We start from the raw sequence: 24,995 nt of genomic DNA, 5'->3' as shown, positions 1-24,995 counted from the left end.
GCGCCTTCTGGAATTTCGCATGCGTGTGGAAGTCGTCACCAACATCGCCTCCGGTTCGGTGGGCAAGGACGCCCCGGCCCAGGCCGAGGCCATCCTGGCCGAGCACGGGGTCACGGGGCGGGTCCACGCCCCCAGCGAAGGCGAGCTGACCGCCTGCCTGCGCGACGCCCTCGACGCCAAGCCCGACGCCCTGCTGGTGGTCGCCGGCGACGGCACCGCCCGGGCCGCGGCCGAGATGGCGGGCCCCGAAGGTCCCCTGGTCGCGCCCCTGCCCGGCGGCACCATGAACATGCTGCCCCACGCCCTGTACGGCGCCGTGCCCTGGCAGCAGGCGATGGCCGACTGCCTGAAGGGCGGTCACGAACGGATGATCTCGGGCGGCGAGATCAACGGCCGCCTCTTCTTCGTCGCCGCTATCCTGGGCAGTCCCGCCCTGTGGGCCGACGCCCGCGAGGCGGCGCGGGCCGGACGGGCCGACCTGGCCCTGCTGCGGGCCCGGCGGGCCCTGCGCCGCGCCTTTTCCAGCCGCCTGCGCTACGTCCTGGACGGCCGCCCCAAGGGCAAGACCGAAGCCCTGAGCTTGATGACGCCGCTGGTGTCGACCGATCTGAATTCCGAAGACCAGGCCCTGGAAGCGGCCGCCCTGGACCCCGCCGGCGCCCTCGACATCTTCCGCCTGGGGGTCAACACGGTGACCGGCAACTGGCGCAACGACCCGTCGGTGATCGTCGGCCGCTGCCGGATCGGCAAGGTCTGGGCCGGCGGGCGGATCCCGGCCATCCTGGACGGCGAGCCCGCGCGGCTGGACGACACCGTCAGCATCCGCTTCCGACCCAAGGCCTTCCGCGCCTTGGTCCCCACGCCCACGGCGACCGCAAAATGACCCCGCTGAAGCTGGTCCAGGTCTCCGACATCCACTTCGGGGGCGAGCACAAGGCCGCCGTCGAGGCGGCCGTCGCGCGCATCCACGCCGAGCGCCCCGACCTGGTGATCGCCGCCGGCGACCTGACCAAGGACGGCAAGGTCGAGGAGTTCGACGCAGCCCTGGCCTGGCTGAACCGCCTGCCGCAGCCGCGCCTGGTCTCGCCCGGCAATCACGACGTCCCGTTCGCCGGCCCGCGCGAGATCCTGACCCGGCTGGTCGCCCCCTGGCGGCGCTACGAGGACCGGTTCGGCGCGCGGATGAACAGCGACTGGGACGATCCGCGCGCCACGGTGGTCACGCTCAACTCGGCCCGCGCCTTCCAGCTGCGGGCCAACTGGTCCAAGGGCGCGGTGTCGCGCCGCCAGGTCCGCGAGGTCTGCGCCGACCTGAAGGGCGCCGCGCCGGGGGCCCTGAAGATCGTGGTCTGCCACCATCCGCTGATCGAGATGATCGGCGGCCCCATGACCGCCAAGGTGCACGGCGGCACCGCCGCCGCCCAGACCTTCGCCCAGGCGGGCGTCGACCTGGTCCTGACCGGCCATATCCACGCGCCGTTCGTGCATCCCTATCCGTTCTCGGACGGCTGCACCCAGGCGGTCGGCTCGGGCACCCTGTCGGTGCGCGAGCGCGGCGTGCCGCCCGGCTTCAACGTGATCGAGGTCAACGACGTCGACATCCGCATCACCGCCCTGGCCTTCGAGCGCACCGAGTTCGTGACCTTCCGAACCTGGTCCGTGCCGCGCCGCTGCGTCCCCAAGCCCCCAGACGAAAACGGCGCGACCGAGGTCGCGCCGCTCAAGGTCTGAGATCCGGTACCGCTTAGGCGGGGTAGGTCCAGACGGCGCCCTGGCCCTTGGCCGCGGCGAACTGGGCGTCGGCGAACGCCCAGTTGGGCAGGACGTCGAACCAGGCTTCCAGGAAGCCCTTCCGGTTGTTCTGGTGGTCCAGATAGTAGGCGTGCTCCCAGACGTCGCAGACCAGCAGCGGGGTGATGCCGTCCTTGGTCAGGGTGTCGTCGGCGTCGTGGGTCGAGATCACCACCAGCTTGCCGCCTTGCACGGCCAGCCAGACCCAGCCCGAACCGAAGTGGCCAATGCCCTCGGCGACGAACTTCTCCTTCAGGCCGGCCAGGTCGCCGAAGGCCTCGGCGATGGCCGCCGACAGCTCGGCGCCCGGACCGGCCTTGTCGGCGCTCATGCATTCCCAGAAGAACTGGTGGTTCCAGATCTGGGCGGCGTTGTTGAACACCTTGCCGGGGCTGGCCTCGCGGATCACCGCTTCCAGCGGGCGCGTGTCGCCTTCCGGCAGCAGGCCGTTGAGCGCGTTCACATAGGCCGCGTGGTGCTTGTCATGGTGGAAATGAAGCGTGTTGGCCGAGATGGTCGGCTCCAGGGCTTCATAGGCGTAGGGGAGGTCGGGGAGTTTGAACATGATCGCTCCAGGGCAAAACGCCCCCGGAAGATGGGCGGGGAGGCCCAGAAAACCAGAGGCGGGAAAAGCTCGTCTTGTCGAAAGTCGCCTGGACCCGCCTCAGCGCGGGGGCGGCTTCTGGGAATCCAGCAACGCCTTGGCGACGATCGCGGCCAGGGCCGGATTGCGGAAGGCGATGATCCCGGCCGCCAGGCCGGCGCCGACGGTCAGGATCGGACGCTCCTTGACCATCTCGATGGCCTTCTCGGCGAAGGCCAGGGCGTCCGGCGCGGGAGCCGGCTTGGACCGTTCCTCGGCCTTGAGGGCCGCGATCAGGCCGGCGATCCCGACGATGGCCGCGGCCACCGCGGCGACCACCGCCGCCGCCCCGGCCGAGCCGAGATGGGGCGCCAGCACCGCGAACAGCGCGAAGGCGGCGGAGACCACGCTCACAGCAGCGGCCGCGGCGATCGCCGCGGCCGCTGCCAGGGTCGTCAGAGTCTTCCCGAAGATCACTTGTCGCGGCCGCTACGGTTTCCGGCCAGCAGCAGGCCCAGCAGAACGCCGACGCCCAGGCCGGCCAGGGTGGCGGTGATCGGGCGCTCGCGAACGCGCTCGCTGACATAGCGGCTGGCTTCGTCGACCGACTGGCCGGCGGTGTCGGTGTAGGTGCGGGTCTGGGCGCGCAGGGTCTCGAGGCCCTGGGTCAGCGACGCTTCGATGCGCTTGGCGGCGTCGGACAGGTTGGCCTTGGCCGAGGCGGCGGCCTCGCTGAGATTGGCGCGGGCGGCGCTGGCGGCTTCGCCGAAGCTGCGCTCGGCGTGATCGAAGGCCGCGCCGGCGTTCGACGAGGCCTTGCTTGCTTCATTCAGGGCGGGGTTCAGGCTGTTGTCGGGCATGAGGATCTCCGGTTCGCGGCTCGGGCTTGTGGGGGGCGGGCAGCGCGAAGCTGCGCCCGCACAACGCAAAGCCGAGGCGACAAGTTCCATTGTAGCGCCAAGGTTGGAGCTTCACCACAGGCGATCTTCGACGCGATCGGGGAGCTTGGCCTTTATCGATCTCGCGCCCTGCGCGAACCCGGTCTATGTTCGAATCATGGACGATGCGGGCGGAACGCTGGCAGATGATCAGGAGGCGCGGCGGCTGCGCGCCCTCGACGCCCTTCGCGCCTTCGACGGCGACCCGGCCGACCCCCGCTTCGATCGGATCGTCCGCCTGGCCTCGCGCCTGTTCGCCGCCCCCCGCGCCGCCATCCGCCTGATCGGCAAGGACCGGGTCTTCCTGAAGGCCAAGGTCGGCTTCGACCATGTCGAGGAGCCGCGCCCCGCCGGCCTGTCCGACCGGCTGCGCGAGAGCGGCGTGGTCTCCAGCCACGACCTCGCCGACGACCCCGACCAGCCCCTGCGCCCCTGGTGCGCCGACAGCCGCTTCTTCGCCTGCGCGCCGCTGAAGACGGCGTCGGGCGAGATCGTCGGCCTGCTCACCGTCGAGGACCCCGCCCCGCGCGACGCCGTCGACCCCGGCCTCGCCGACGCCCTGGCCGACCTGGCCGCCCTGGCGATGGAAGAGCTGCTGCACGACGCGGAGACGGCGCGCAACGTCGCCGAACGCGCGCTCGACAGCGAACGCATCGCCCTGGCCCTGCACGCCGCCAACCTGGGCGAGTTCGTGTGGGACATCGTGGCCGACACCGTCCGGGTCAGCGCGCGCATGGCCGGCATCACCGAGCTTCCCGAGGGCGTGACCCCCGCCGAGGGCGGCGACGCCCTGTACGGCTTCGTGCACCCCGACGAACGCGACGAGATCCGCGAGGAGGTCGAGTCCCAGCTGCGGACCCAGGGGCGTTACGAGGTCGAGTTCCGGCGCGTGTCGTCCGACCCGAACCGGGTGATCTGGAATCGGGTGGCCGGCCTGCTGGTCAAGGACGCGGCCGGCAAGCCGCTGCGTCTGATCGGGGTGGTCCAGGACGTCACCGCCCGCCGCGACGCCGACGAGCAGCGCGAGAACCTGCTCACCGAGCTGGACCACCGCATCAAGAACATCCTGGCCGCCGTGCAGTCGGTGGCCGGCCAGTCGGCCCGCAAGGCCTCGTCGCTGGACGGCTTCCTCAAGGCCTTCAACGGCCGGCTCAAGGCGATGAGCTCGGCCCACGACCTGCTCAGCGCCGCCCGCTGGCGCGGCGCCACCCTGGCCCGGATCGCCGCGGCCGAACTGGGGGGCCTGGCCCCCAACCAGACCCGCTGGGACGGGCCGGAACTGTTCCTGACGCCCCGCGCCGCGGCGGCCCTGTCGCTGACCCTGCACGAGCTGGCGGTGAACGCCGTGAAGTACGGCTCGCTGTCGGTCGAGAGCGGCCGGGTCGAGGTGGTCTGGCGCGCGGCCCCGGGGGGCGGCTTCAATCTGGAATGGCTGGAGACCGGCGGGCCGATGACCACGCCGCCCGAGGTCCGCGGCTTCGGCATGACCCTGATCGAGGACGTGGTCGGGCGCGAGCTCGGCGGCCAGGCGACCGTCGAATACAAGCGCAGCGGCGTCACCGCCCGCATCCATGCCGCCGCCGACGCCCTGGTCGACGAACCCGAGCCCGACGCGCCGAACCCCCTCGACCCCGCGCCCGACGAACGCATCGTCGAGACCGTGGGCGGCGGCGACGACAGCTTCAAGGCCGGCGACATCGCGGGGCTGCGGGTGCTGATCGTCGAGGACTCGCTGCTGCTGGCCATGGAGCTGGAGGCGGGGCTGGAGGACTCCGGCGTCGAGGTGGTGGGCTGCGCCGCCGAACTGCCCGAGGCGCTGCAGATGCTGGAGCTGTCGTTCGACGCCGCCGTGCTGGACGCCGACCTCAACGGCCAGTCCGTGGCCCCGGTCGCCGAGGTGCTGCGCCGCGAGGGCCGGCCGTTCGTGTTCGCCACCGGCTACGCCGACAAGGCCGCCCCGATGGGCTTCGACGCCCCGATCGTGAGGAAGCCCTACAACGTCCACCAGATCGCCCGGGCGCTGGCCTCGGTGACGGGGCGGTAGAAGCACGACCGGGGACATGCGCTCGCGCGTGTCCCCAAGTTTCGCACCCGATTGTCTGGGGACACGCCCAAGGGCATGTCCCCGGCCCGTCACCCCGGCAACCCCTCGAACATCTCCAGCCCCTCCGGGACCACCGCCCAGTCCGGCCGTCCCTTGACGAAGATCGCCACCGTCGGGCGGAACGCGGTCGGGTCGTCCAGCGAGCCGGCGTAGATCGTGTGGGAGTCCGTCTCGCCGACCGGACCGCCGAACACCAGGCTGGCGCACACCGGACAGGTGTTGCGCACGGCGGGGGTTCCGCGCGCCGACTCGCTGGTGAAGATCCGCGTCGGGCCGCTGAAGGTCAGGTCCTGGGCCGCGAAGGCCATGAACGGGATGAAACCCGAGCCCGAGGCCTTGCGGCAGTCGGCGCAGTAGCAGTGGCCCATGTACAGCGGCGCGCCCCGCGCCTCGTAGCGCAGGGCCCCGCACAGGCAGCCCCCGGTGTGCAGCGGCGCGGTCATCTCAGATCACTCCCTTGGTGCGCAGCCCGGCGATCGCCTCGTCCGACAGGCCGGCCACGTCGCGCAGCACCGCGTCCGTGTGCTGACCCAGGGCCGGCCCCGGCCAGCGGACCCCGCCGGGGGTCTCCGACAGCCTGGGGAAGGCGTTCTGCATCTTCACCGTGCCGAACACCGGGTGGGCGACCTCGACGATCGATTCGCGGGCGGCGAACTGTGGATCCTTCAGCATGTCGGGCGCGCGATAGACCCGGCCGACGGCCAGGCCGGCGTCCTCCAGCAGGGGCAGCAGGTGCTCGATGTCGTGCTCGACGGTCCAACCGCCGATCGTGGCGTCCAGCTGGGTCTGGTTGACGCCCCGGGCGGCGTGGTCGCGATAGCGCTCGTCGGTCGCCAGCTCGGGCCGGCCCATGGCGTCGCACAGGCGCTTGAACAGGGTGTCCTGGTTGGCGCCGATCAGGATCAGCTCGCCGCTGCGGGTGGGATAGACGTTGGACGGGGCGATGCCGGGCAGGATCGCGCCGGACCGTTCGCGGACATAGCCCGACAGGTCGTATTCGGTGATCAGGTTCTCCATCACCGTCAGCACGCTCTCGTAGATCGCCGCGTCGACCACCTGGCCCCGGCCGGTGCGCTGGCGGGCGTGCAGGGCCATCATCACGCCGAGGGCGGCGTTCAGCCCCGCCAGGCTGTCGCCGATGGAGATGCCCGCCCGGGCCGGCGGCCGGTCGGCCTCGCCGGTGATGTGCCGCAGGCCGCCCATGGCCTCGCCGATCAGGGCGTAGCCGGCGCGGTGCGAATAGGGCCCGGTCTGGCCGAAGCCCGAGACCCGGGCCATCACCAGGCCGGGATTGGTCTTGGCCAGGTCCGCGTAGCCCATGCCCCACTTCTCCAGCGTGCCGGGGCGGAAGTTCTCGACCACCACGTCGGCCGTGTCGATCAGGGCGCGGGCCACCTCGCGGCCTTCCGGGGCGCGCAGGTCCAGGGTGACCGAGGTCTTGTTGCGGCCGATCACGGGCCACCAGGGCGAATGGCCCTTGGGCTTGGTGCGGCCCCACTGGCGCATCGGGTCGCCGGCCTTGGGGTCCTCCAGCTTGATCACCTCGGCGCCGAAATCGCCCAGCACCTGGCCGCAGAAGGGCCCCGCGATCAGCGATCCCATCTCGACGACCCGCAAGCCGTTCAGCGGCGCTTCGGCCATGCCCACACTCCCCTTTTCCGCCCCGCGGGCGCTCACGGAACCATCACGGCGACGTGAAGTTTTCTATGCCTCGGCGCAAGCGCGGCGCCTCCGGACACTCAACGTTCTAGAAAAACGCGCAGGGAAAGAAAGCCATGACCCGTAAGCTTCTCATCGTCGGCGCCGCCATCGCGGCCCTCAGCGTCGCGGCCTGCAACCAGAAACCCGACGAGACCAAGGGCGCCGCCACCCCGGCCGAACAGGCCGCGACCCCGGACGCCAACCCGTCGGCCACCGTCCCGACCCCGTCGGACGAGACCAAGGCCGACGTGTTCGTCGCCAAGGCCGCCGCCAGCGACATGTTCGAGATCGAAGCCGCCAAGCTGGCCGCCAAGCGCTCGACCAACGCCGAGGTCAAGGCCTTCGCCGCCAAGATGGAAAAGGCCCACACCAAGACCACCGAGGACCTGAAGGCCGCCATCGCCGCCTCGGGCGCCGCCATCACGCCGCCGACCGCCCTGCCCGAAGACCTGCAGGGCAAGCTCGACGACCTGACCAAGGCCGACGACAAGGACTTCGACAAGAAGTACGCCGACAGCCAGGTCGACGCCCACCAGGCGGCCCTGAACCTGCTTCAGCGCTACGCCCAGGACGGCGACACCGCCGCCATCAAGGCCTTCGCCGCCGCCACGGCCCCGGCCGTGCAGGAGCACCTGAACATGGCCGAAGGCCTGAAGAAGGGCTTCGTGAACTAACGAAAGGAGCGCGCGAAAGCGCGCTCCGTCCCTCTACGGGATAGCGTAGGCGACCGTCGCCCTGGCGGCGGCTCGCTCGCGCGATTCCGACCAGATCAGCACGTCGACCGTGGCGATGCGCCGGCCCAGCTTGAGCAGGGTCCCCTCGGCGTAGAGGTCGCCCGGCTTGGCCCCGCGCAGGAAGTGGATGGTCAGGGACGAGGTCACGGCCATGGCCACCTCGCCGATATGGGCCAGGATCACCGCATAGGCCGCCGAGTCGGCCATGCCCATCTGGGTCGGCCCCGAGATCAGCCCGCCCGGCCGCAGGGCCCGGCTGGCGAAGGCCTGGCGCATCAGCACCCGCCCCGGCTCGGCCTCCAGGACCACCGGAAGATAAGGCCCGGCCTCCGGGAAGGCCTTGGCCAGGAAGGCGTTCAGCGCCGCCGGGTCCAGCCTCAGGGCCTCGGCGCTCGGCCCGTCGCCGCTCATCGCATCTGGACCTTGGCGACGTTGTCGTCGCCATTGCGGTCGATGACGAAGTTGTAGGGGTCGACCCCCGCGTTGCGGGGCGCGGTCTTGGTGACGAAGGTCAGGGTCTGGGTCCCCGACTTGATCCGCCGCCGCTCGAAGGCCAGCACCTTGTCGGGGCCGAAGCCCTTCTTGCCCGGCTCCATCGAGAACAGGCCGACGTCCATCACCTCGTCCAGCGGCGCGGCGCTCTCCTGGCCGCGGCCCTGGGCGTACAGCTTCTTGGCCTCGATCGTCAGGGTGGTCTCGAAGCGGCCGTCGGCCAGCTTGCGCGTGGTCGCCGTCTTGGTCTTCAGGTCGTAGAGGGTGATCTTCTCGAACAGGTCGGTGATCAGGCCCTGCTTGTCGGCGGGGACCTCGGCGCGCAGGGCGGCCAGGAAGTCCAGGGTGGTCGGATAGGGCGCGCCCTTGAAGGCGTGGTCGGCGATCAGCTTGCGCAGGGCCCGGTTGACCGTGTCCTCGCCCACCTCGTGCTGCAGCCGGTACATGACCAGCGAGCCCTTGCGGTAGTGGATGTACGGCTGGTTCTCGACCCGGGCCAGGGGCTGTTCCTCCAGCGGGTCGCCGCCGCGGGCGCGCAGATAGCTGTTCAGCTCGAACTTCAGGAACTTGCGGATCTGTGCCTCGCCGTACATCCGCTTCATGACCATCAGCGCCGAGTACTGCGAGAAGGTCTCGCTCAGCATGGTGCCGCCCTGCTGGTCGGCGCCGATCACCTGGTGGGCCCACCACTGGTGGCCGATCTCGTGGGCGCCGACATAGGTGACCATGTCGATCTTCTCGGGATCGTCGTACTTGGCGATGAAGAACAGGTTCTCCGACCACGGGATGGTGTTGGCGAACGACTGGGCGAAATCGGCGTAGCCCGGGAACTCCTGGAACCGCAGCTGGCGGAACTGGTAGGGGCTGAAATTGGCCTGGTAGTAGTTGAGCGAGGCCTTCATCCCGGTCTTCATCCGCTCGATGTTCCACGGATGGTGCGGGTCGTAATAGATCGCCAGGTCCACGCCCTTGTAGCGGTCGCGGGCCACGGCGTAGCGGGCCGACTGGATCGACAGATAGGGCAGGATCGGGGCTTCGGTCACGAACCGCGCGGTGCGCCGGTCGCCCTGGACCTGGTTGGACACCTCGTAGCCCGGCGCGATCGGGGTCTGGTCGGCGTCGGTGGTGACGGTGATGTCGGACGACACGAAGTCGGCGTCGTGGCGCAGGCCGTTGAACTGGCGGCTGGCGATGTCGCCCAGCTTGGGCATGCGGCGCTCGGGCGGCAGGCCGTACTTGCGGCGCTTGGCGCGGTCCTGCAGCAGGCCGTCGCGGCTCATGCCCAGCATCGGCGCGATCTCGGTGTTGTCGATGAAGGTCCCGTTGTCGACCACCCGGGTGTCGTCGCCCCGGTTGCGGAAGCCCTTCTGGGCGCGCTCGGTGATGAAGCTCATCATCCGCCGCTCGCCGGGCTTCATCGGCGTGTCGAACGCGAAGATCCGGTAGTTGAAGCGGTCGAAGGTCTGCTTGGAGCGGGCCCCTTCGATCGACAGCCCCTTGACCTTCAGGTCGCGGTCGAAGCGGACGTGGATCTCCTTCAGCGTCTGGCCGCTGCGGTTCTCCAGGGTGTAGACGCCCTTGGTGTCGATGCGCGGATCGTGCGGATAGAGGTCGACGTCCAGCTTCATCGCCACGATCTTCGGCTGCGGCGTGTTCTCGAACCGCAGCAGGGTCTTCTCGTAGTCGGCCTGCCACTTCTCGTTGTCGATGCGGGTGCGGTAGGGGTTCCAGACGTTGGTGTTGACGTAGATGAACGCGCCGCAGGCCACGAACACCACGATGGCGGCCGAAAAGGTCAGACCGGCCTTGCCGGTCAGGCGCTGGGGCAGGCGGCGCAGGCGCGGCCACAGGCGGGTTTCGGTCCCGCGTCGCCAGAGGGCGTAGGCCAGCACCACCAGTCCGGCGGCGAAGGCGCTCCAGTAGACCCGCACCCACCAGGCGCCGATCCAGAACTTGCCCAGGCGGTTGATGTCGGAGGTCGGGACCATCGGCCCCACCAGACCGCCGCCGCCGTAGTTGTAGAGGCGGTGCTCCCAGCCGAGGTTGGAGAAGGTCATGCCGGCCACGATGTAGAGCACCATCAGGCCCCAGCCGACGAACTTGTGGGGGCTCAGCACCTGCAGGAACACCGCCAGCACGGCCGTCAGCACCAGGCTCACCGACATCGGCGCGACGTACCACAGCAGGTACTTGTCGAACTCGAAGCCGAAATAGCCGTGGGCCGCCTGGCTGATCACGGCGGCCAGGACGCTGACCAGCAGGGTCGAGATCAGCACCAGCGAGATCGCCGCCACCTTGGGCGCGACGAAGGCCCAGTCGGCGACGGGCGTGGAGTCGATGATCTCGTGGGTCTTGCGGTCGCGCTCGCGCCAGACCAGCTCGCCGGCGTAGTAGATCGAGATGATCACCGGGATCAGGGTGAACGAGCCGATCAGCGGGTTCAGCAGCATGCGGGTCAGCGGATAGATCGACCCGCCGTAGCCGGTGTCGTCGGTGGCGAACCACAGCGAACCGGCGGCGTTGAACAGGCCCAGGGCCAGCAGGACGAAATAGGCCGGGCTCTTGAACACCTGGCCCATGTCCAGCCGGGTGCGGGCCACCAGCTGGGCCCAGGCCCAGCGGCCGTCGAAGCGGGGCAGGACCGGGCCGGCCAGGGTCGCCGGGGCCGTCTCGGCCGCGGCCTCGGCCCGCTTCTGGCGGCGACGGGCCTTGCGCGCCTTGCCCGACAGCTCGGGCGACTGCAGGCGGAAGCCGAAATGCGCGGCCACCAGGAAGACGGCCGACAGCGCCAGGACGAAGACGCGGTTGAACAGCAGCACCCCGTCCAGGGGCGGGACCACCGTGTTGCGCTCGCTGACCGTCCAGTACTTGCTGATCAGGCCGTAGGCGGAGCCGCCCAGCGGCTCCCACAGGGCCACGGCGTGCTCGAACTCCGGCTTGTTCAGGGCGATGTTGGCCACCACCCAGACCACCAGGAAGGCGATCACCCCGACATAGGTCCACATCATCGACCGGGTCACCGTGGCCAGGGCGAAGAACATGGTCGAGGTCAGCAGCAGGGTCGGCAGCGCCACCACGCCGTAGGCGAACAGGTACGCGTCCCAGCGGTTGGGGCCCAGCAGCTCGCTGTCGACCCACGGCATGTGCGAGCCCAGCCAGATGGCCGCCGGCACCACCAGGAACGAGATCGCCGCGGCCAGCAGCGCCCCCGTGAAGCGGCCGTACAGATAATCGAACTTGGTCAGGCGCGTGGCCCGCAGGATGGGCCCGAAGCCCGTCTCGTCGTCGCGCACCACCACGTTCGACACGAAGGCCGTGGTCACGAACATGTAGAACAGCGAGAAGACGATGCAGGCCTGGGCCAGGGCGTAGGGGCCGTTGCGGTGGTCGCTGGGCCCAAGGCCGATCGAGAAGTTGCTGACCGTGGTGATGGCGAAGGCCAGCAGGAAGAAGATGACCGCCACCACCCAGAAGACCGGCGACTTCAGCTGGTAGCGGAGTTCGAAGCCCGCGATCTTGCCAAACATCGAGACGCCCTCAGGCCGCGCGACGGGTGTTGGACAGGGTGGAGAAGTAGACGTCCTCCAACCCGCCCTCGACCGGGGTGAAGCCGGCCCCCGGATCCTGGTCGGCCAGGACGTGGATCACCGTGCGGCCGCCCAGCAGGCGGGTGGAGATCACCTGATAGCGGTCCTTGGCGGCCTCGAGCTCGGTCTTGTCGATGACCTTCTTCCAGATGCGGCCGTCCAGCTGCCGCACCAGGTCGGCGGGCGCGCCCTCCTTGACGATCCGGCCGTTGCAGATGATCGCCATGGCCTGGCACAGGTCCGAAACGTCCTCGACGATGTGGGTGGACAGGATCACCACCACGTTCTCGCCGATCTCGGCCAGCAGGTTCAGGAAGCGGTTGCGCTCTTCCGGGTCGAGGCCGGCGGTGGGCTCGTCGACGATGATCAGCCGCGGGTCGCCGATCAGGGCCTGGGCGATGCCGAACCGCTGGCGCATGCCGCCCGAGAAGCCGGCGATGGCCTTCTTGCGCACGTCCCACAGATTGACCTGGTTGAGCAGGCTCTCGACCACCGCCTTGCGGTCCTTGCCGTCGGCGATCCCCTTCAGCACGGCCATGTGGTCGAGCATGTCGTAGGCGCTGACGCGCGGATAGACGCCGAAGTCCTGCGGCAGGTAGCCCAGGGTGCGGCGCAGCTGGTCGGGCGACTTCAGCACATCGATGTCGCCGAAGCGGATATGGCCCGAGGTGGGGGCCTGCAGGGTGGCGACCGTGCGCATCAGGGTCGACTTGCCGGCGCCGTTCGGACCCAGCAGGCCGTACATGCCGCCAGGTATCGTCAGGTTGACCTCGTCGAGGGCCTTCACGCCGTTGGCGTAGACGTGAGTCAGGTTCTCGATGATCAGCATCGTCGGTCCCGGGCCCCTTCGACGTCGACATGGCGGGTTTTCGCCACAATTGCCTACCCGTCATGCCTTGTCGTCGCAGGTCGGGGCAAGTGAAAGAACGTTTAGACACATCCCATGGCCGGCGTGTTGCAGGATCATGTCCTCGCGAAGGTGACTTTTGGCAAAGCGGGTTTGGGTCTAATCAGGCGCCATGACGCACTTCGCCTTCCCCCCGCCCGCCCAATCCACGGTTCCGGTCGAAGGGAGCGACTCCGTCTTCCCCGTCCGCCGGATCCTCTGCGTCGGCCGCAACTACGCGGCCCACGCCCGCGAGATGGGGGCCGACACGCGCGACCCGCCGTTCTTCTTCGCCAAACCCGCCGACGCGGTGGTGACGGGAGACAAGGTCCCCTACCCGGTCGCCACCCACGACCTGCATCACGAGATCGAGCTGGTGGTCGCCCTGAAGTCGGGCGGCGCGAACATCGCGGTCGAGGAGGCCCTGTCCCACGTGTTCGGCTACGCGGTCGGGGTCGACCTGACCCGCCGAGACCTGCAGGCCGCCGCCAAGGCCAAGAGCCATCCCTGGGACGCCGCCAAGGGTTTCGACGCCAGCGCGCCGATCAGCGCCATCGTCCCGGCCGCCCAGGCCAAGCCCGACGGCGCGATCACCCTGACCGTCAACGGCCAGCCGCGCCAGGCCGGCCAGATCGCCGACATGATCTGGACCCTCCCCGAGATCATCGCCGAGGCCTCCAAGCTGTGGACCCTGGCCGCCGGCGACCTGATCTTCACCGGCACCCCCGAGGGCGTGGCCGCCATCGGCCGGGGCGACCGGGTCGAGGGCGCCGTCGAGGGCGTCGGTCGGCTGACCTTCACCCTCGTCTAGGAGCGCGGCGATGAAGCTCGTCCTGCACGGCGCCTGGCGATCCAGCGCCGCCTACCGGGTGCGGATCGGCCTGAACCTCAAGGGCCTGGCCTACGCGACCGCGCCCGTGAGCCTGGTCGACAACCAGCACCAGAGCCCGGCCTTCGCGACGCTCAATCCGCAGAAGCTGGTGCCGGCCCTGGTGGTCGACGGCCGGGTCCTGACCCAGAGCCTGGCCATCCTGGAGTGGCTGGACGAGGTCCGGCCCGAACCGGCCCTGCTGCCGGCCGACCCGATGGCCCGCGCCCAGGCCCGGGCCATGGCCCAGGTTATCGCCTGCGACATCCACCCGGTGAACAACCTGCGCATCCTGCGGGCCCTGACCGGCCTGGGCGTCGACGAGCCCGGCCGCGAGGCCTGGATCCAGCGCTGGATCACCGACGGCTTCCAGGCCCTGGAGGCGAGGATCATCGAGCACGGCGGCCAGTACGCCTTCGGCGACACGCCCGGCCTGGTCGATTGCTGCCTGGTTCCCCAGGTCTATAACGCCGAGCGGTTCAAGACCGACCTTTCGCCGTTCCCCGCCCTGCGCGCGGTCGCCGCCCGCGCTCTCGAACACCCGGCCTTCGTCGCCGCCCACCCCAACCAACAGCCGGACGCCATCCATGCTTGAAGACCTGAAGAGCAACAACCTGGCCTGGTCGCTGCGCAAGACCGAGGCCGACCCCCAGTTCTTCAAGCGCCTGGAAGGCCAGCAGAGCCCCGAATACCTGTGGATCGGCTGCAGCGACAGCCGCGTGCCGGCCAACGAGATCGTCGGCCTGGACCCGGGCGAGCTGTTCGTGCACCGCAACGTCGCCAACCTGGCCCCGCCGCAGGACGCCAACTACCTGTCGGTGCTGCAGTTCGCGGTCGACGTGCTGAAGGTCAAGCACATCATGGTCGTGGGCCACTACGGCTGCGGCGGCGTGGCGGCGGCCATCGACGGCAAGCGCCGGGGTCTGGTCGACCACTGGCTGCACCCGATCCGCGAGGTCCATGCCGAGCACAAGCACGAGCTCGACGCCATCGGCGACGAGAAGTCGATGCTCAACCGCCTGTGCGAGCTGAACGTCGCCCGCCAGGTGCGCAACGTCGCCGCCGACGTCTTCGTCCAGGACGCCTGGGCGCGCGGCCAGACCCTGTCGGTGCACGGCTGGGTCTATTCGCTGTCCAACGGCCTGGTGACCGACCTGGAGGTCGGGATCTCCAGCCTCGAGGACTACCAGAAGGCGGTCGGCGGGCCCTGCTGAGGCGGTCAGCCCACCTTCCGGCAAGGCGGGAGTTCGAAGGGGTCGAGGGCCATGAAGATCTCCGGCTGGCCCTTCTTCGGACGCGGCGACGGTAGCGGCGCCAGGCAGCGGGTCGGGGGCCGTTTGAAGAGGTCGCCCGCCCGCGCCCGGAGACCGTCCTCGGCGACGGCGAAGTCATGGACGCCGTCCGCCAGCGTCCGGACGTAACCCGCCGAGGCCTCGCGGGAGAAGAAGGCGCATCCGCTCGTGGGAAGCCTCGCGATCAGGGCGCGGACCTCGCCTGCGATGTCGTATTCGCCCGCCACCCCGCTGTATTGCAGGTAGTCGGCGCTCGACAGACAGGACGCCTGTCCGATCCTCACCTCGATATTGGCCTTGATCCTCCACCCGTCGTCCACAACGTCGAGGGCGACCACGCCGTCCAGCGAGCGCCAGCGCAGGTGCAGCCTCGTCCATTCTGTCGCCACATGCATGATCGGCGGCTCGCCCGGATCGCGCCTGCGCACCTCCTCGACCATCTCGATCCTGCCGAAGGGGGTGCGTGTCTCGACCGTGCCCGCCCGGGCGGCGCCGGCCAGGAAGACGCCGAGACCCAGCGTGGCGGCGACGATGGAGCGGTAGATTTGATTACGCATGTAAATTACACTACGCGCCCGGGCCGAAACCGCAAGGGTTGTGTTCGTCAGTGGCCGCTCGCCGTCTCCACCCGGAACACCTTCCCCGTCGCCGGCTCGCGGATCAGGTCCACGCGGACGCCATCCCAGTGGTAGTCCAGGTGGCGGCCTTGCACGGGGTTCGCGGCCAGGTCCGGATGGAACAGGCCCACGCACTGGCCGCCCGGATGGCGCTGGCTCGGATAGACCACCCCCTCGGAGCCGGCGGCGCGCAGGCTCGCGCCCAGGGCCTGGCCGGGTCCGTAGACGTCCGGATCGAGCGCCGGGGCGAAGGCCGGATCCCCGCCGCGCAGGTCATGCAGCGCGCCGCGCACGTCCAGCACGATCTCGCGGAACTGCGAGGTCCAGCCCGGCGCCTGGGCCGTGGCGGCCATGAACAGCCCGTGGTGGTGGATCGTCTCCGACAGGGCGACCTCGAAGCGGTCGGCGACGTACAGCACCCCGTACGCCCCGGCGCTGAACCGGCTGGGCCGGTCGGGGCTGACATGGGTGAACGGCGCCATCAGGTAGCTGGCCCCCGCGCCCGCCACCCAGCGGTCCTGGGGCACGAGGTCGAGATTGCCGATCGTCTCCATCAGACGCGGATTGGTCTTCTGCTCGGCGGCGATCAGCAGCGGCCAGTCGGCGGGATCGGCGATGTCCTCGAACAGGTCGATCGGCGGCCAGGCGCTGCGGATGATGCGGACCGCCCCGCGCCAGGACACCGGCGCGCGCGGGATGGCCTGCGGATCGATCACCAGGCTCCGCGCTCGGCGTCCAGATAGCGGCGCACCCGCATCAGGTCGGTCAACTCGCCGCCCAGCATCACCTGCAGGGCCGAGCGACCGCCGAACGCGGCGTTGGGGGCCTTGATCCAGGCGTAGCCGCGCTGGGGCTCCTGGAAGATCAGCCGCAAGGCCTTGTGGACGCCCATCAGGTTCGAAAGCCGGGCCTTGCCGTCGCGGTTGATCCGCCCGATCTCGCCGGCCTTCCAGCGGCGATAGGTGCGCACCGGCTGGTCCAGCAGCACGGCGGCCTCGTCGTCGGTCACGCCCCACAGCTTCAGCAGGTTGACCGCAGTGCGGAACATGGCGGCGCCCTCGGCGTCCGAGATCGGCTCGGGCGCGAAGGCCTTGGGTTCGGTGTCGACCAGGGTGACGAGGGACATCGGGATTACCTCTTTGGCAGAATATAGCAAATAAGCTGCCAAATGGCAACTTTCAGCCGGTCGGCGCCTTGATCCGCACCCGCGCCGAGGCCGCGCGGCCCTCCCCGTCCACCACCTTCAGCCGGTAGAAGCCCGGCGCGGACGGACGCCAGATCACCTTGCCGCTGACGGGGTCGGCCGACAGAGGCGCGCCGGCCACGTACCAGGTCAGGTCCTCGCCGCCCGCCGCCATGACCAGGCCGCGCGAGCCGGCGCCGACGCTGTCGACCTGCACGGTCGCCCCGTCGGGCGGGAAGATCAGGCGGGGGCCTTCGGACGCCTGCCGCAGGCGCTGCAGGGCGCCCGGCGCGGCCTTGGGGGCGATGGGCCGGGGCGCGATCGTCGGGGCGTCGAGCACGTCGGCGACGTCGAACAGCAGGGGCAAGGCCGCGTCGCGGCCGGTCAGGCCGCCGCGCGCCCCGCCGTCGGCCCGACCCGTCCAGACGATGATCGCGTAGCCGCCGACCACCCCCGCCGCCACGGCGTCGCGAAAGCCGTACGAGGTGCCGGTCTTGAAGGCCATGGCCGGTCCGCCCCGGGTCAGGGCCGAGGGCGCCCGGCCGCGCGGGGCCGGGGCCTCGCGCAAGATGTCCAGCACCTGGGCGGCGGCCTCGGGCCGGACGATGCGGGTCCCGCCCATGCGCTCGCGCGCCTTGGCCTCGGCCTCGGTGAAGGCCAGGGGCTTGGCCGCTCCGCCGTCGCCGAGGGCGGCGTAGAGCACGGCCATGTCGCGCGGCGTGATCCCCGCCCCGCCCAGGGCCAGGGCCAAACCCGAAGCCTTGATCGCCGTCTTGGGCCGCACCAGCTTCACGCCCCCGCTCTCCAGCCGGGCGGCGAAGGCGTCGGGGCCGATCTTCTCCAGGGTGGCCACGGCCGGCACGTTCAGCGAATAGGCCAGGGCCTCGCGGGCCGTGACCTTGTCGTGGAAGACGTGGTCGAAGTTCTCGGGCTGGTAATCGGCGAAGCGGGTGGCGGCGTCGTCGATCTGGGTGTCCGGCGCCAGGGCCCCGTCGTCGAAGGCGAAGGCGTAGATGAAGGGCTTCAGGGCCGAACCCGGCGAGCGCACGGCGCGGGTCAGGTCGATCCAGCCGCCGGGCCGCTCGCGCCCCGCCGAGCCGACCAGGGCCCGCACGGCGCGGCCCTTGATCTGGACCACCAGGATGGCGGCGGTGACGTCCGGTCCCTGGGCGGCGGCGACGGCGGCGGCCATCGGCTCCAGCCGGGTCTGCAGGTCGGCGTCGATCGTCGAGACCACGCTGGGCTGGCCGGGGGGCGCCGCCAGGGCCAGCTCGCCCGCCGCGTGCCAGGCCAGGGCCGGGAACGGCGCGCGCCTGGGCAGGGGTTCGGCGTCGGCCTCGGCGGCGGCGGCGTCGGTCAGGACGTGGGCGCGAACCATCTTGTCCAGCACCGCGCGGCGGGCCGCCCGGGCGGCCTCGGGATGACGGTCGGGGCGGCGCGCCTCGGGCGACTGCGGCAAAGCGATCAGCAGGGCCTGCTCGCCGTCGGTCAGGCTGGTCGGCTCATGGCCGAAATAGGCCAGGCTGGCCGCCCGCACCCCCTCCAGATTGCCGCCGTAGGGCGCCAGGGTCAGGTAGAGGGCCAGGGTCTCGTCCTTGGTCAGCCGGGCCTCCAGCTGGGCGGCGCGCACCATCTCGATCAGCTTGGAGGGGAGGTTGCGCGGCCGGGGCTCAAGCAGTCGGGCGGTCTGCATGGTCAGGGTCGAGGCCCCCGAGGTGGCGTGGCCGTGGACCACCGCCGAGCCGATCGCCCGGACCAGGGCCAGGGGATCGACGCCCAGGTGCCGGCGGAACCGGGCGTCCTCGACGGCGATCAGGCGCTTTTGAAAGGTCGGGTCGGTGCGCTGGAGATCCGCCCGCACCCGCCAGCGCCCGTCCTCGACCGGCAGGGCCCGCAGCCAGGCGCCGCGATGGTCCAGCACCACGGGCGACGAGCGCCGGGCGCGGGCCATGTCCGGCGGGAAGGCCGCGCCCAGGGCGAACAGCACGACCTGGAGCGCCATGAAGGCGACCAGGACGCGGGTGAGGCGGGGGATGGTGATCATCGGAAATACATCGCGGCGAACACTTGCCCCCTACGGACCGCTTCGCGGTCGTCTTCCCCCATAGGGGGAAGAAGCGCGCGATGCTTTCGGCCTCCGCCCCCTACGGGGGCGGACAGACGGCGAAGCCGTCAGGTGGGGGCAAGTATCAATCCCTTATCCTCCCGGCGCCACGATGATCCGCCCGGCCTCCGACCGCGCGTTCAGGCTGGGCCGGTACATGTCCTTGGCCACGGCCCCGGGCAGGAAGAACTCGCCCGGCGTCACCGCCCGCGCCACATAGGCCATGGCGAACGGCTTCTCGCCGCCCAGGTCCAGCGCGGCGATGTAGCGGTCGTCGCGGCTTTCCTGGACGTCGGGGTTGGTCAGTTCGCCCAGGAACTTGAACGGCCCGTTCTGGGCGTCGTCGGCGCCCAGGGTGGTCTCGATCTCGAAGCCGGCCGGCAGGGCGTCGTCGACCACCAGGGCGGTCGAGCGGGCCTGCATCGACCGGCCGGTGACCAGCACGATCACCCGGTCGCCCTGGTGGATCTGGCTGGGATCGATCGCGCCGCCGCTCATCGAGAACAGCCGCTTGGACACCGACAGGCCGTTGGCCGCCGCACCGGGGGCGGCGACCGGCGTGCCGCGCACGCTGACCGTCCGCCACAGCGCGCCCTTGCCCTTGTTGGTGAAGTGCGCGTCGGACAGCTTGCCCACCGCCCAGCGCGGCGCGCCGCCGGCCGGAGGCAGCGCGGTGGCGCCTTGGGCGTCGATGGCGATCGGACCGGCCGCCTTCAGCAGCTGGTAGGCCGCCGACAGCACCGCCGCCTGCTCCTGGGTGTTCAGGGCGTCGGGGTCCCGGACCACGTTCTCCAGGCGGCCCTGCAGCTGGCGGGCGATGTCGCCCTGGCCGGCCTGGACCGCCAGGGCGGTCACCGCGGCCACGTCGCGCAGGGGGCTCTGGTACCAGTCGCTGTCGTCGCGCCAGCCCAGCGACTTGACCGCCTGGCGCATGGCCGAGCGGGCCCGGGCCTGGTCGCCCATCAGGGCCAGGCCGGCCGCCACCTGGGCCTTGGCCAGGGGCTGGTCCTCGTCCTTCATCTGCACGTCGTGCCACCAGCGCAGCCGCGCCAGGTCGCCGCGGCCGGCCTTGGCCATCACATAGAGGGCGTAGGCCGAGGCGCGCCGGCGCATGCGCTCGGTGGCCTTCTTGGAGTCGTCGGGCGTGCGGCCCCACCATTCGGGATATTCCAGCCGGTAGGAGACCGAGCTCCAGCCGTCGGGACGGCTGATCTGGCGCATGGCGTTCAGCGCCTTGTCCATCGCCTCGTCCGGCACGGCGATCCCCTGGGCCTTGGCCTCGACCAGGAAGTCGGTGGCGTAGGCGCCCAGCCAGGCGTCGGCCTCGCCGTCGCCCACCCGCCACAGGCCGAAGGCCCCGTCCAGGGTCTGGCGGTCCAGCAGCTTGCCCACCGCCGCCGACAGGATCTCCGGGTTCCGCTTGAGCTTGGGGTCGCTGGACAGGCTCTGGGCGTACAGCAGCGGATAGGCGGTCGAGACCATCTGCTCGGTGCAGCCGTACGGGTAGCGCTGCAGGGCCACCGCGATCGCCGACGGGTCGAAGCCCCGGAACGGCGAGTAGCTGACCTGCAGGGTGATGTCGCCGGCCGCCAGGCCCGACAGCAGCTGGGCGTCGGGCGTGTAGCTCATGCCCGGCTGCTGCAGCTCGGTGGTGGTGCGCACCACGTCGCCCCAGCCCAGGCGGGTCTGGATCGGATAGTCCTTGGCCGTCTGGAAGCCGGGTCCGGCCACCTTGAAACCGACCTTGCCGATGCCGGTGACGTTGGGCGCCAGGAACGGGATCTTCTCGGCGATCCGCTGGCCCAGGACCAGGGTGATCACCTTCCGGAAGGCCACGGCGATGCCGTTGGTGGCGTTGGCCTCGACCGTATAGGCCCCGGCCTTGCCCTCCACGTTATGCAGCTCCAGCGTCGCCATCGGCTTGTCGCCGGGGGCCAGGAAGCGCGGCAGGTTCAGGTCGGCCACCACCGGCTGGCGCACGGTCATGGCTTTCGAGCCCGAGCCGACGGCGCTGTCGGTCCAGGCCACGGCCATGATCCGCAGCTCGCCGTTGAAGTCGGCCGCCGGCAGCTTGACCACCGCCTTGCCGTCCAGGCCGGTCTCGACCACGCCCGACCACAGGGCCACGGTCTTGATCGGCGTCACCGTCAGCCCCTCGCCGCCCAGCTCGTCGGCGCCGAAATTGACGTTGGCCGGGGCGCCCATGTTCGGGTCCAGCAGGCGGCCGTAGTCGTCGCGATAGTTCAGGGTCAGGGCCCGCTTGCCGAAGTACCACTTGGCCGGGTCGGGGCTGTCCTGGCGGGTCAGGCGCAGGATGCCCTCGTCCACCGCCGCGATCGTCACCTTGGCCTTCTGGCCGAAGCCCAGGCCGTTGACCTTGATCGGCACGTCGACCGGGGCCTTGGAGTCCAGCTTCACCGGCGTGCCGATGTCGACCGTCAGCTTGCGGCCCTTGGGGTCCAGCGGGACATAGATCAGGCCCAGGGCCCGCTTGGGCTTGGGCGAGCTGACCGGGTCGCGCGGCTGGATCACGGTGACCATCACATAGGCCCCGCCGCCCCAGGCGGCCGAGGTCTTCAGACGCACGGTCGTGCCGTTCTCGCCAACGCTGAGGGTCTTGAAATCGATCAGGCGATCCGTCGCGACGGCGACCTGGGCCTGGCCGGCGTAGGGCGACTTCAGGGTGATCTCCACCGTGTCGCCCTGGGCGTAGGCCTTGGTCCCGGCGCTGACGCGGACGAAGTCGGGCGCCTCGCCCTCCTTGGCCGGCGAACCCCAGCCCGACGAGAACTTGGTCACCGTCTTGGCGCCGTCCGGCCCCTCGACCACCAGGCGGTAATCGCCCCAGCCCAGGCGGCGGTTGAAGCGCGCGGGCGCCCCGGCCCCGATATTGACCGTGGCCTTGGCCACCACCGCGTCGCGGCTGGTGCGCCGCCACTGCCAGCGGCCGTCCTGCTGGAACCAGTCGTAGTTCCAGTTCTCGCTGATCAGGGTGTAGGTCGCCGTCGAGGCGATGCGGGCTCCGGCGGCGTTGACCGCGATCATCTCCAGGCTGACCGGCGGATCGCCGCGCCCGGCGTCGCCCTGCTCGACCTTGACGCCGTAGTAGACGGGCTTGCCGCGCACCTTCAGCTCCAGCCCTTCGCGGACCGGACGGCCGCCGGGCTCGAACACGGAGGCGGTCACCGCCGCCACCAGCGGCTGGGCGGTGTCGCCGGCTTCGGTGGTGCCGAGGTTGAGGATCGCGTGGCCGTCGCCGTCGGTGACGGTGGTGCCCAGCTCGATGAACTTCTCGTCGAAGGGCGTCAGGTCGTCGCCCCACTCGAAGTCCTTGTATTGCGGGAAGGGGTCGCTATCGAGCCGCAGCCGCGCCTCGCCCTGGGTCTGTAGACCCGCCCCCGGCGCGCCGTAGAGGAACCGGGCCGAGACGTCGATCTTGCGCTCCTGGCCGGCCGCGACCGGCACGGACTCCTGGCCCGTGGCGGTGACCGCCAGGCGCTGCGGCGCGAAGTCCTCGACGCTGAAGCTCAGCGAACCGGCCTCGGCGTCGCTGCCTTCCATCTTCAGCACCGCCGACCACCGGCCGCGCGGCGCGCTTCTCGGCAGGGCGATGTCGGCCAGCACAGCGCCGGCGTCGGCGCGGCTGAACGGATAGCGCTTGAACTCCACGCCCGACGGGCGCTTCACGAGAATGTAGCCTTTGCGGTCGTTGACCGCCTTGGCGAGGCGATCGCGGACCATGGCCGTCAGGTGCACGGTCTCGCCCGGGCGATAGATGCCGCGGTCGGCGTAGAGATAGCCGTCGATGTCGGTGGAGAGCGCCCGGCCGCCGTCGGACTCGGTGCGGCCGCCGACGCCCTGCTTGGACAGGTCGACGGGCGAACGGTCCAAGTCCAGCACCGCCAGGTCGCCCTGGTCGCCATAGGCCATGACCATCTTGGCCCGCGCCGCGCCGTCGCCTTCGAGCAGGGCGTGGGCGAAGCGGGCGCGGCCGTCGGCGTCGGTCTTGGCCACGGCCAGGTCCTCGCCGTCCTTGGCCACCAGGGCCACGCGCACGCCCGACACCGTCTTGGCGGTCTTCAGCGAGCGGACCACCACGTCCAGGGATTCGGCGCCGTCGTAGCCGATCAGGGCCATGTCGGTGAACATGATCCAGCGGCGGGCCTGGGCCGGCGACGGGTCGCCCTCGCCGTCCGGATCGCGGCCGCCCGAGGCGTCGCGCGCCTTGATCACATAGCCGCCGGGCTTCATCTCCTTGAGCACCGCGCCCAGCGGGAAGACGGTCGTGGCCTTTTGGCCGGCCGCGCCGTCGACATTGATCACGCCCTTCCAGACCTGGCGGCCCTCGTCGTTGGGGCTGTCGTCGCCGTAGTCGCTGTTCCAGTCGCCCTCGCCGGTCGGGTCGGGGGCGCTGATCGACTTGCGCACCAGGTTGCGGTCCGACACGCGCCAGACCTCGATGGCCAGCTTGGAGACGTTCATCGTCTCCAGGGCCACGCCGTCGGATTCCTCGCGCGGCAGGATCACGCCGTCGCCCGCGAAGCCGACATACGGAGGCTTTTCACCAAACGTGAAATCTACGTCGGCGTTGGCGGCCAGGGTCTCGCCGCCCTTGCCGGGCAGGCCCTTGAGCAGGGTGACGCGATGGTCGGTGAAGCCGACACCGCCGATGCAAAGCTCGTCGTCCTTGACCCGCACGGCCGGCTGGCGGCCCAGGTCGGGCGAGATCAGCACGAAGTCGGCATAGGCCTTGGACGGGTCCAGCGGCTTGCTCATCCGCACGCAGGCCATCGGCTCGGCGCCGGAACTGTCGATGCGGCTCTGCCAGACGGCGAAGCCCTCGGGCTTGGGGATCCCGCGACGCGGGGCGTTCTTGTCGCGCGGCTTGCCGAACAGCGACCAGGCCTGGCCCTTGGGCGCCTCGGCGGTGACCGCCGACTTGTGGCCGAACCAGCCGAGGTCGGCGACCTTGCCCACGGCGAAGCCGCCGCCGAAACCGACGACCAGGGCCGCCGCGCCCACGGCGACGAGCGGGGATTTCAGCTGGGGCGGGATCCTGTTCTTGAGGGCTTCCCAACGATCGGACCAGGAAGAGGAGGCGCCGCGACCGCCTTCGGGCGGAGTCTCGTCCGTCGACATCCCAGATCTCCCCAACTTTAGCGTGTCGGGAGACTTGAACCTAAGCCGGGCAAGGGGTCAACGGGATCGGCCGAACAAGTTATGCGTCGAACGCCACCACGCCGGTGGCCAGGTCGTAGGTGGCCGAGACGATCTTCAGGCGGCCCTCGGACAGCTTCTCGGCCAGGGTCCCGTCGGCCACCTTCAGGCGGGCGGCGACGTCGCGGACGTTCTGGCGGATGGCGGCGTCCTGCAGGTCGGCCGGATGCTTGTCCTGGGCCTCGGTCACCGCGGGCAGGATCGGCAGCACCATGTTCAGCAGGGCGCCGTGCAGGTCGGCGTGCTTGGTCACCACGTCCACCGCCGCGCCCACGGCGCCGCACTTGGTGTGGCCCAGCACCACCACCAGCGGCGCGCCCAGGTGCTCGACGGCGTAGACGATCGAGCCCAGGCCCTCCTGGCTGACCGTCGAGCCGGCCACGCGGACCACGAACAGTTCGCCCAGATTGCAGTCGAAGATCAGCTCGGGGCCGGTGCGGCTGTCGCTGCAGCCGACGATCACCGCGAACGGCCGCTGGCCCTGGGCCAGTTCGGCGATCCGGGCGGTGGTCGGCAGGGCGATGCTGGCGCCGCCGCGCGAGAAGATGGCGTTCCCCTGCTTGAGACGGCCCAGGGCCTCGTCGGGGCTGACGGCGGGCGGATGGACCTCGGCCGGTTCGACGGCGTTGGGGTCCTCCAGCGGCTTGACCTGGGCCAGGGCCTTGTCGAGCTCGGCCTTGTCCGTGGCTTGCGTCTTCAGGGCGCGGCGCGTGCGGCGACCCTTGCGGCTCAGCACCGAGGGCGTGGCCACGGGATTGTCGCCCTCGGCCCAGGCCAGGGCGGGCGCGGCCAGGCCGACGCCCAGGGCGCCCAGCAGCAGACGTCTCGAAACCATCTCATCCCCCGACGAGCAAAGCGGTTAGGTCGATCCCATTCCTGGCAGGAAAGGGTTAACCAC

21 protein-coding genes are annotated in these 24,995 nt (G+C 70.6%); 7 read left to right on the top strand and 14 right to left on the bottom strand.

Annotated features, from left to right (window positions below; translation table 11 throughout):
* Positions 1–19 precede the first annotated feature (19 nt).
* Both BR39_RS0109440 and BR39_RS0109435 read left to right on the top strand, forming a co-directional pair.
* Positions 20–883 (top strand): diacylglycerol kinase family protein, encoded by an 864-nt coding sequence (locus BR39_RS0109440; RefSeq protein ID WP_029910446.1) that lies wholly within the window; start codon positions 20–22, stop codon positions 881–883.
* Positions 880–1,731: a metallophosphoesterase gene (locus tag BR39_RS0109435; protein WP_029910444.1), complete on the top strand. Its 852-nt coding sequence runs from the start codon at positions 880–882 to the stop codon at positions 1,729–1,731. Before BR39_RS0109440 ends, BR39_RS0109435 begins: the two co-directional genes overlap by 4 nt.
* A 13-nt stretch (positions 1,732–1,744) precedes the next feature.
* Here BR39_RS0109435 and BR39_RS0109430 read toward each other — a convergent pair whose 3' ends face one another.
* The 3 genes from BR39_RS0109430 to BR39_RS0109420 form a co-directional block, all read right to left on the bottom strand.
* Positions 1,745–2,359: a superoxide dismutase gene (locus BR39_RS0109430; protein WP_347349852.1), complete on the bottom strand. Its 615-nt coding sequence runs from the start codon at positions 2,357–2,359 to the stop codon at positions 1,745–1,747.
* 96 nt (positions 2,360–2,455) lie between these two features.
* Positions 2,456–2,788 carry a hypothetical protein gene (locus BR39_RS0109425; RefSeq protein ID WP_231499427.1) on the bottom strand — a complete coding sequence of 111 codons (333 nt, stop codon included), beginning with the start codon at positions 2,786–2,788 and terminating at the stop codon, positions 2,456–2,458.
* Positions 2,789–2,847: 59 nt separating this feature from the next.
* Positions 2,848–3,234, bottom strand: a complete 387-nt coding sequence (locus BR39_RS0109420) for a hypothetical protein (protein WP_029910436.1) — start codon at positions 3,232–3,234, stop codon at positions 2,848–2,850.
* A 196-nt stretch (positions 3,235–3,430) separates the two neighbouring features.
* Here BR39_RS0109420 and BR39_RS0109415 point away from each other — a divergent pair, with 196 nt between their 5' ends.
* Complete coding sequence (locus BR39_RS0109415; protein WP_029910433.1) at positions 3,431–5,356, top strand: HWE histidine kinase domain-containing protein; 1,926 nt, start codon at positions 3,431–3,433, stop codon at positions 5,354–5,356.
* Between the two features lie 89 nt (positions 5,357–5,445).
* Here the strand turns inward: BR39_RS0109415 and BR39_RS0109410 are convergent, their stop codons facing one another.
* Positions 5,446–5,859 carry a GFA family protein gene (locus BR39_RS0109410; RefSeq protein ID WP_029910430.1) on the bottom strand — a complete coding sequence of 138 codons (414 nt, stop codon included), beginning with the start codon at positions 5,857–5,859 and terminating at the stop codon, positions 5,446–5,448.
* Position 5,860: 1 nt separating this feature from the next.
* Positions 5,861–7,057, bottom strand: coding sequence for a CaiB/BaiF CoA-transferase family protein (locus BR39_RS0109405; protein WP_029910427.1), 1,197 nt, complete (start codon positions 7,055–7,057; stop codon positions 5,861–5,863).
* A gap of 134 nt (positions 7,058–7,191) precedes the next feature.
* Here BR39_RS0109405 and BR39_RS0109400 point away from each other — a divergent pair, with 134 nt between their 5' ends.
* A complete protein-coding gene (locus tag BR39_RS0109400) occupies positions 7,192–7,791 on the top strand; it encodes a DUF4142 domain-containing protein (protein ID WP_029910424.1) in 600 nt (199 codons plus the stop codon).
* 33 nt (positions 7,792–7,824) lie between these two features.
* Here the strand turns inward: BR39_RS0109400 and BR39_RS0109395 are convergent, their stop codons facing one another.
* From BR39_RS0109395 to BR39_RS0109385, 3 genes are read right to left on the bottom strand one after another with little or no spacing between them, the layout of a single operon-like run.
* Complete coding sequence (locus BR39_RS0109395) at positions 7,825–8,262, bottom strand: PaaI family thioesterase (RefSeq protein ID WP_029910422.1); 438 nt, start codon at positions 8,260–8,262, stop codon at positions 7,825–7,827.
* Positions 8,259–11,870 (bottom strand): M1 family aminopeptidase, encoded by a 3,612-nt coding sequence (locus BR39_RS0109390; protein ID WP_029910419.1) that lies wholly within the window; start codon positions 11,868–11,870, stop codon positions 8,259–8,261. The genes BR39_RS0109395 and BR39_RS0109390 overlap by 4 nt, the downstream gene beginning before the upstream one ends.
* 10 nt (positions 11,871–11,880) lie before the next feature.
* Complete coding sequence (locus BR39_RS0109385; RefSeq protein ID WP_029910416.1) at positions 11,881–12,759, bottom strand: ABC transporter ATP-binding protein; 879 nt, start codon at positions 12,757–12,759, stop codon at positions 11,881–11,883.
* 190 nt (positions 12,760–12,949) lie between these two features.
* Between BR39_RS0109385 and BR39_RS0109380 the strand changes: the two genes are divergently transcribed.
* From BR39_RS0109380 to BR39_RS0109370, 3 genes are read left to right on the top strand one after another with little or no spacing between them, the layout of a single operon-like run.
* Positions 12,950–13,627: a fumarylacetoacetate hydrolase family protein gene (locus tag BR39_RS0109380; protein ID WP_029910413.1), complete on the top strand. Its 678-nt coding sequence runs from the start codon at positions 12,950–12,952 to the stop codon at positions 13,625–13,627.
* Positions 13,628–13,637: 10 nt separating this feature from the next.
* Entirely contained in the window at positions 13,638–14,279 is a 642-nt protein-coding gene (maiA, locus tag BR39_RS0109375; protein WP_029910410.1) for a maleylacetoacetate isomerase, read from the top strand.
* On the top strand, positions 14,272–14,898 hold the full coding sequence (locus BR39_RS0109370) for a carbonic anhydrase (RefSeq protein ID WP_029910406.1): 627 nt from the start codon (positions 14,272–14,274) through the stop codon (positions 14,896–14,898). Before maiA ends, BR39_RS0109370 begins: the two co-directional genes overlap by 8 nt.
* A 5-nt stretch (positions 14,899–14,903) precedes the next feature.
* Here the strand turns inward: BR39_RS0109370 and BR39_RS0109365 are convergent, their stop codons facing one another.
* The 6 genes from BR39_RS0109365 to BR39_RS0109340 form a co-directional block, all read right to left on the bottom strand.
* A complete protein-coding gene (locus BR39_RS0109365) occupies positions 14,904–15,533 on the bottom strand; it encodes a hypothetical protein (RefSeq protein ID WP_029910403.1) in 630 nt (209 codons plus the stop codon).
* Positions 15,534–15,580: 47 nt separating this feature from the next.
* A complete protein-coding gene (locus BR39_RS0109360; protein ID WP_035018288.1) occupies positions 15,581–16,309 on the bottom strand; it encodes an RES family NAD+ phosphorylase in 729 nt (242 codons plus the stop codon).
* Entirely contained in the window at positions 16,306–16,719 is a 414-nt protein-coding gene (locus BR39_RS0109355; protein WP_029910401.1) for an MbcA/ParS/Xre antitoxin family protein, read from the bottom strand. The genes BR39_RS0109360 and BR39_RS0109355 overlap by 4 nt, the downstream gene beginning before the upstream one ends.
* A gap of 52 nt (positions 16,720–16,771) precedes the next feature.
* Positions 16,772–18,820, bottom strand: a complete 2,049-nt coding sequence (gene pbpC, locus BR39_RS0109350; protein ID WP_029910398.1) for a penicillin-binding protein 1C — start codon at positions 18,818–18,820, stop codon at positions 16,772–16,774.
* Between the two features lie 153 nt (positions 18,821–18,973).
* Positions 18,974–24,019: an alpha-2-macroglobulin gene (locus BR39_RS0109345; protein ID WP_029910395.1), complete on the bottom strand. Its 5,046-nt coding sequence runs from the start codon at positions 24,017–24,019 to the stop codon at positions 18,974–18,976.
* A 79-nt stretch (positions 24,020–24,098) separates the two neighbouring features.
* Positions 24,099–24,932, bottom strand: a complete 834-nt coding sequence (locus tag BR39_RS0109340) for a carbonic anhydrase (RefSeq protein WP_029910392.1) — start codon at positions 24,930–24,932, stop codon at positions 24,099–24,101.
* Positions 24,933–24,995 lie beyond the last annotated feature (63 nt).

Origin of the sequence: Caulobacter sp. UNC358MFTsu5.1, from assembly GCF_000712075.1 — a bacterium.
Lineage (GTDB): Bacteria > Pseudomonadota > Alphaproteobacteria > Caulobacterales > Caulobacteraceae > Caulobacter.
Note: the sequence above shows the minus strand (reverse complement) of the source record. Positions and strands in the feature narration are given on the sequence as shown.

Coding starts and splice junctions, on each gene's coding strand:
- BR39_RS0109440 (WP_029910446.1), top strand. CDS start 20: ATGCGTGTGGAAGTCGTCACCAACATCGCCTCCGGTTCGGTGGGCAAG.
- BR39_RS0109435 (WP_029910444.1), top strand. CDS start 880: ATGACCCCGCTGAAGCTGGTCCAGGTCTCCGACATCCACTTCGGGGGC.
- BR39_RS0109420 (WP_029910436.1), bottom strand. CDS start 3,234: ATGCCCGACAACAGCCTGAACCCCGCCCTGAATGAAGCAAGCAAGGCC.
- BR39_RS0109415 (WP_029910433.1), top strand. CDS start 3,431: ATGGACGATGCGGGCGGAACGCTGGCAGATGATCAGGAGGCGCGGCGG.
- BR39_RS0109410 (WP_029910430.1), bottom strand. CDS start 5,859: ATGACCGCGCCGCTGCACACCGGGGGCTGCCTGTGCGGGGCCCTGCGC.
- BR39_RS0109405 (WP_029910427.1), bottom strand. CDS start 7,057: ATGGCCGAAGCGCCGCTGAACGGCTTGCGGGTCGTCGAGATGGGATCG.
- BR39_RS0109400 (WP_029910424.1), top strand. CDS start 7,192: ATGACCCGTAAGCTTCTCATCGTCGGCGCCGCCATCGCGGCCCTCAGC.
- BR39_RS0109395 (WP_029910422.1), bottom strand. CDS start 8,262: ATGAGCGGCGACGGGCCGAGCGCCGAGGCCCTGAGGCTGGACCCGGCG.
- BR39_RS0109390 (WP_029910419.1), bottom strand. CDS start 11,870: ATGTTTGGCAAGATCGCGGGCTTCGAACTCCGCTACCAGCTGAAGTCG.
- BR39_RS0109385 (WP_029910416.1), bottom strand. CDS start 12,759: ATGCTGATCATCGAGAACCTGACTCACGTCTACGCCAACGGCGTGAAG.
- BR39_RS0109380 (WP_029910413.1), top strand. CDS start 12,950: ATGACGCACTTCGCCTTCCCCCCGCCCGCCCAATCCACGGTTCCGGTC.
- maiA (WP_029910410.1), top strand. CDS start 13,638: ATGAAGCTCGTCCTGCACGGCGCCTGGCGATCCAGCGCCGCCTACCGG.
- BR39_RS0109370 (WP_029910406.1), top strand. CDS start 14,272: ATGCTTGAAGACCTGAAGAGCAACAACCTGGCCTGGTCGCTGCGCAAG.
- BR39_RS0109365 (WP_029910403.1), bottom strand. CDS start 15,533: ATGCGTAATCAAATCTACCGCTCCATCGTCGCCGCCACGCTGGGTCTC.
- BR39_RS0109355 (WP_029910401.1), bottom strand. CDS start 16,719: ATGTCCCTCGTCACCCTGGTCGACACCGAACCCAAGGCCTTCGCGCCC.
- pbpC (WP_029910398.1), bottom strand. CDS start 18,820: ATGATCACCATCCCCCGCCTCACCCGCGTCCTGGTCGCCTTCATGGCG.
- BR39_RS0109345 (WP_029910395.1), bottom strand. CDS start 24,019: ATGTCGACGGACGAGACTCCGCCCGAAGGCGGTCGCGGCGCCTCCTCT.
- BR39_RS0109340 (WP_029910392.1), bottom strand. CDS start 24,932: ATGGTTTCGAGACGTCTGCTGCTGGGCGCCCTGGGCGTCGGCCTGGCC.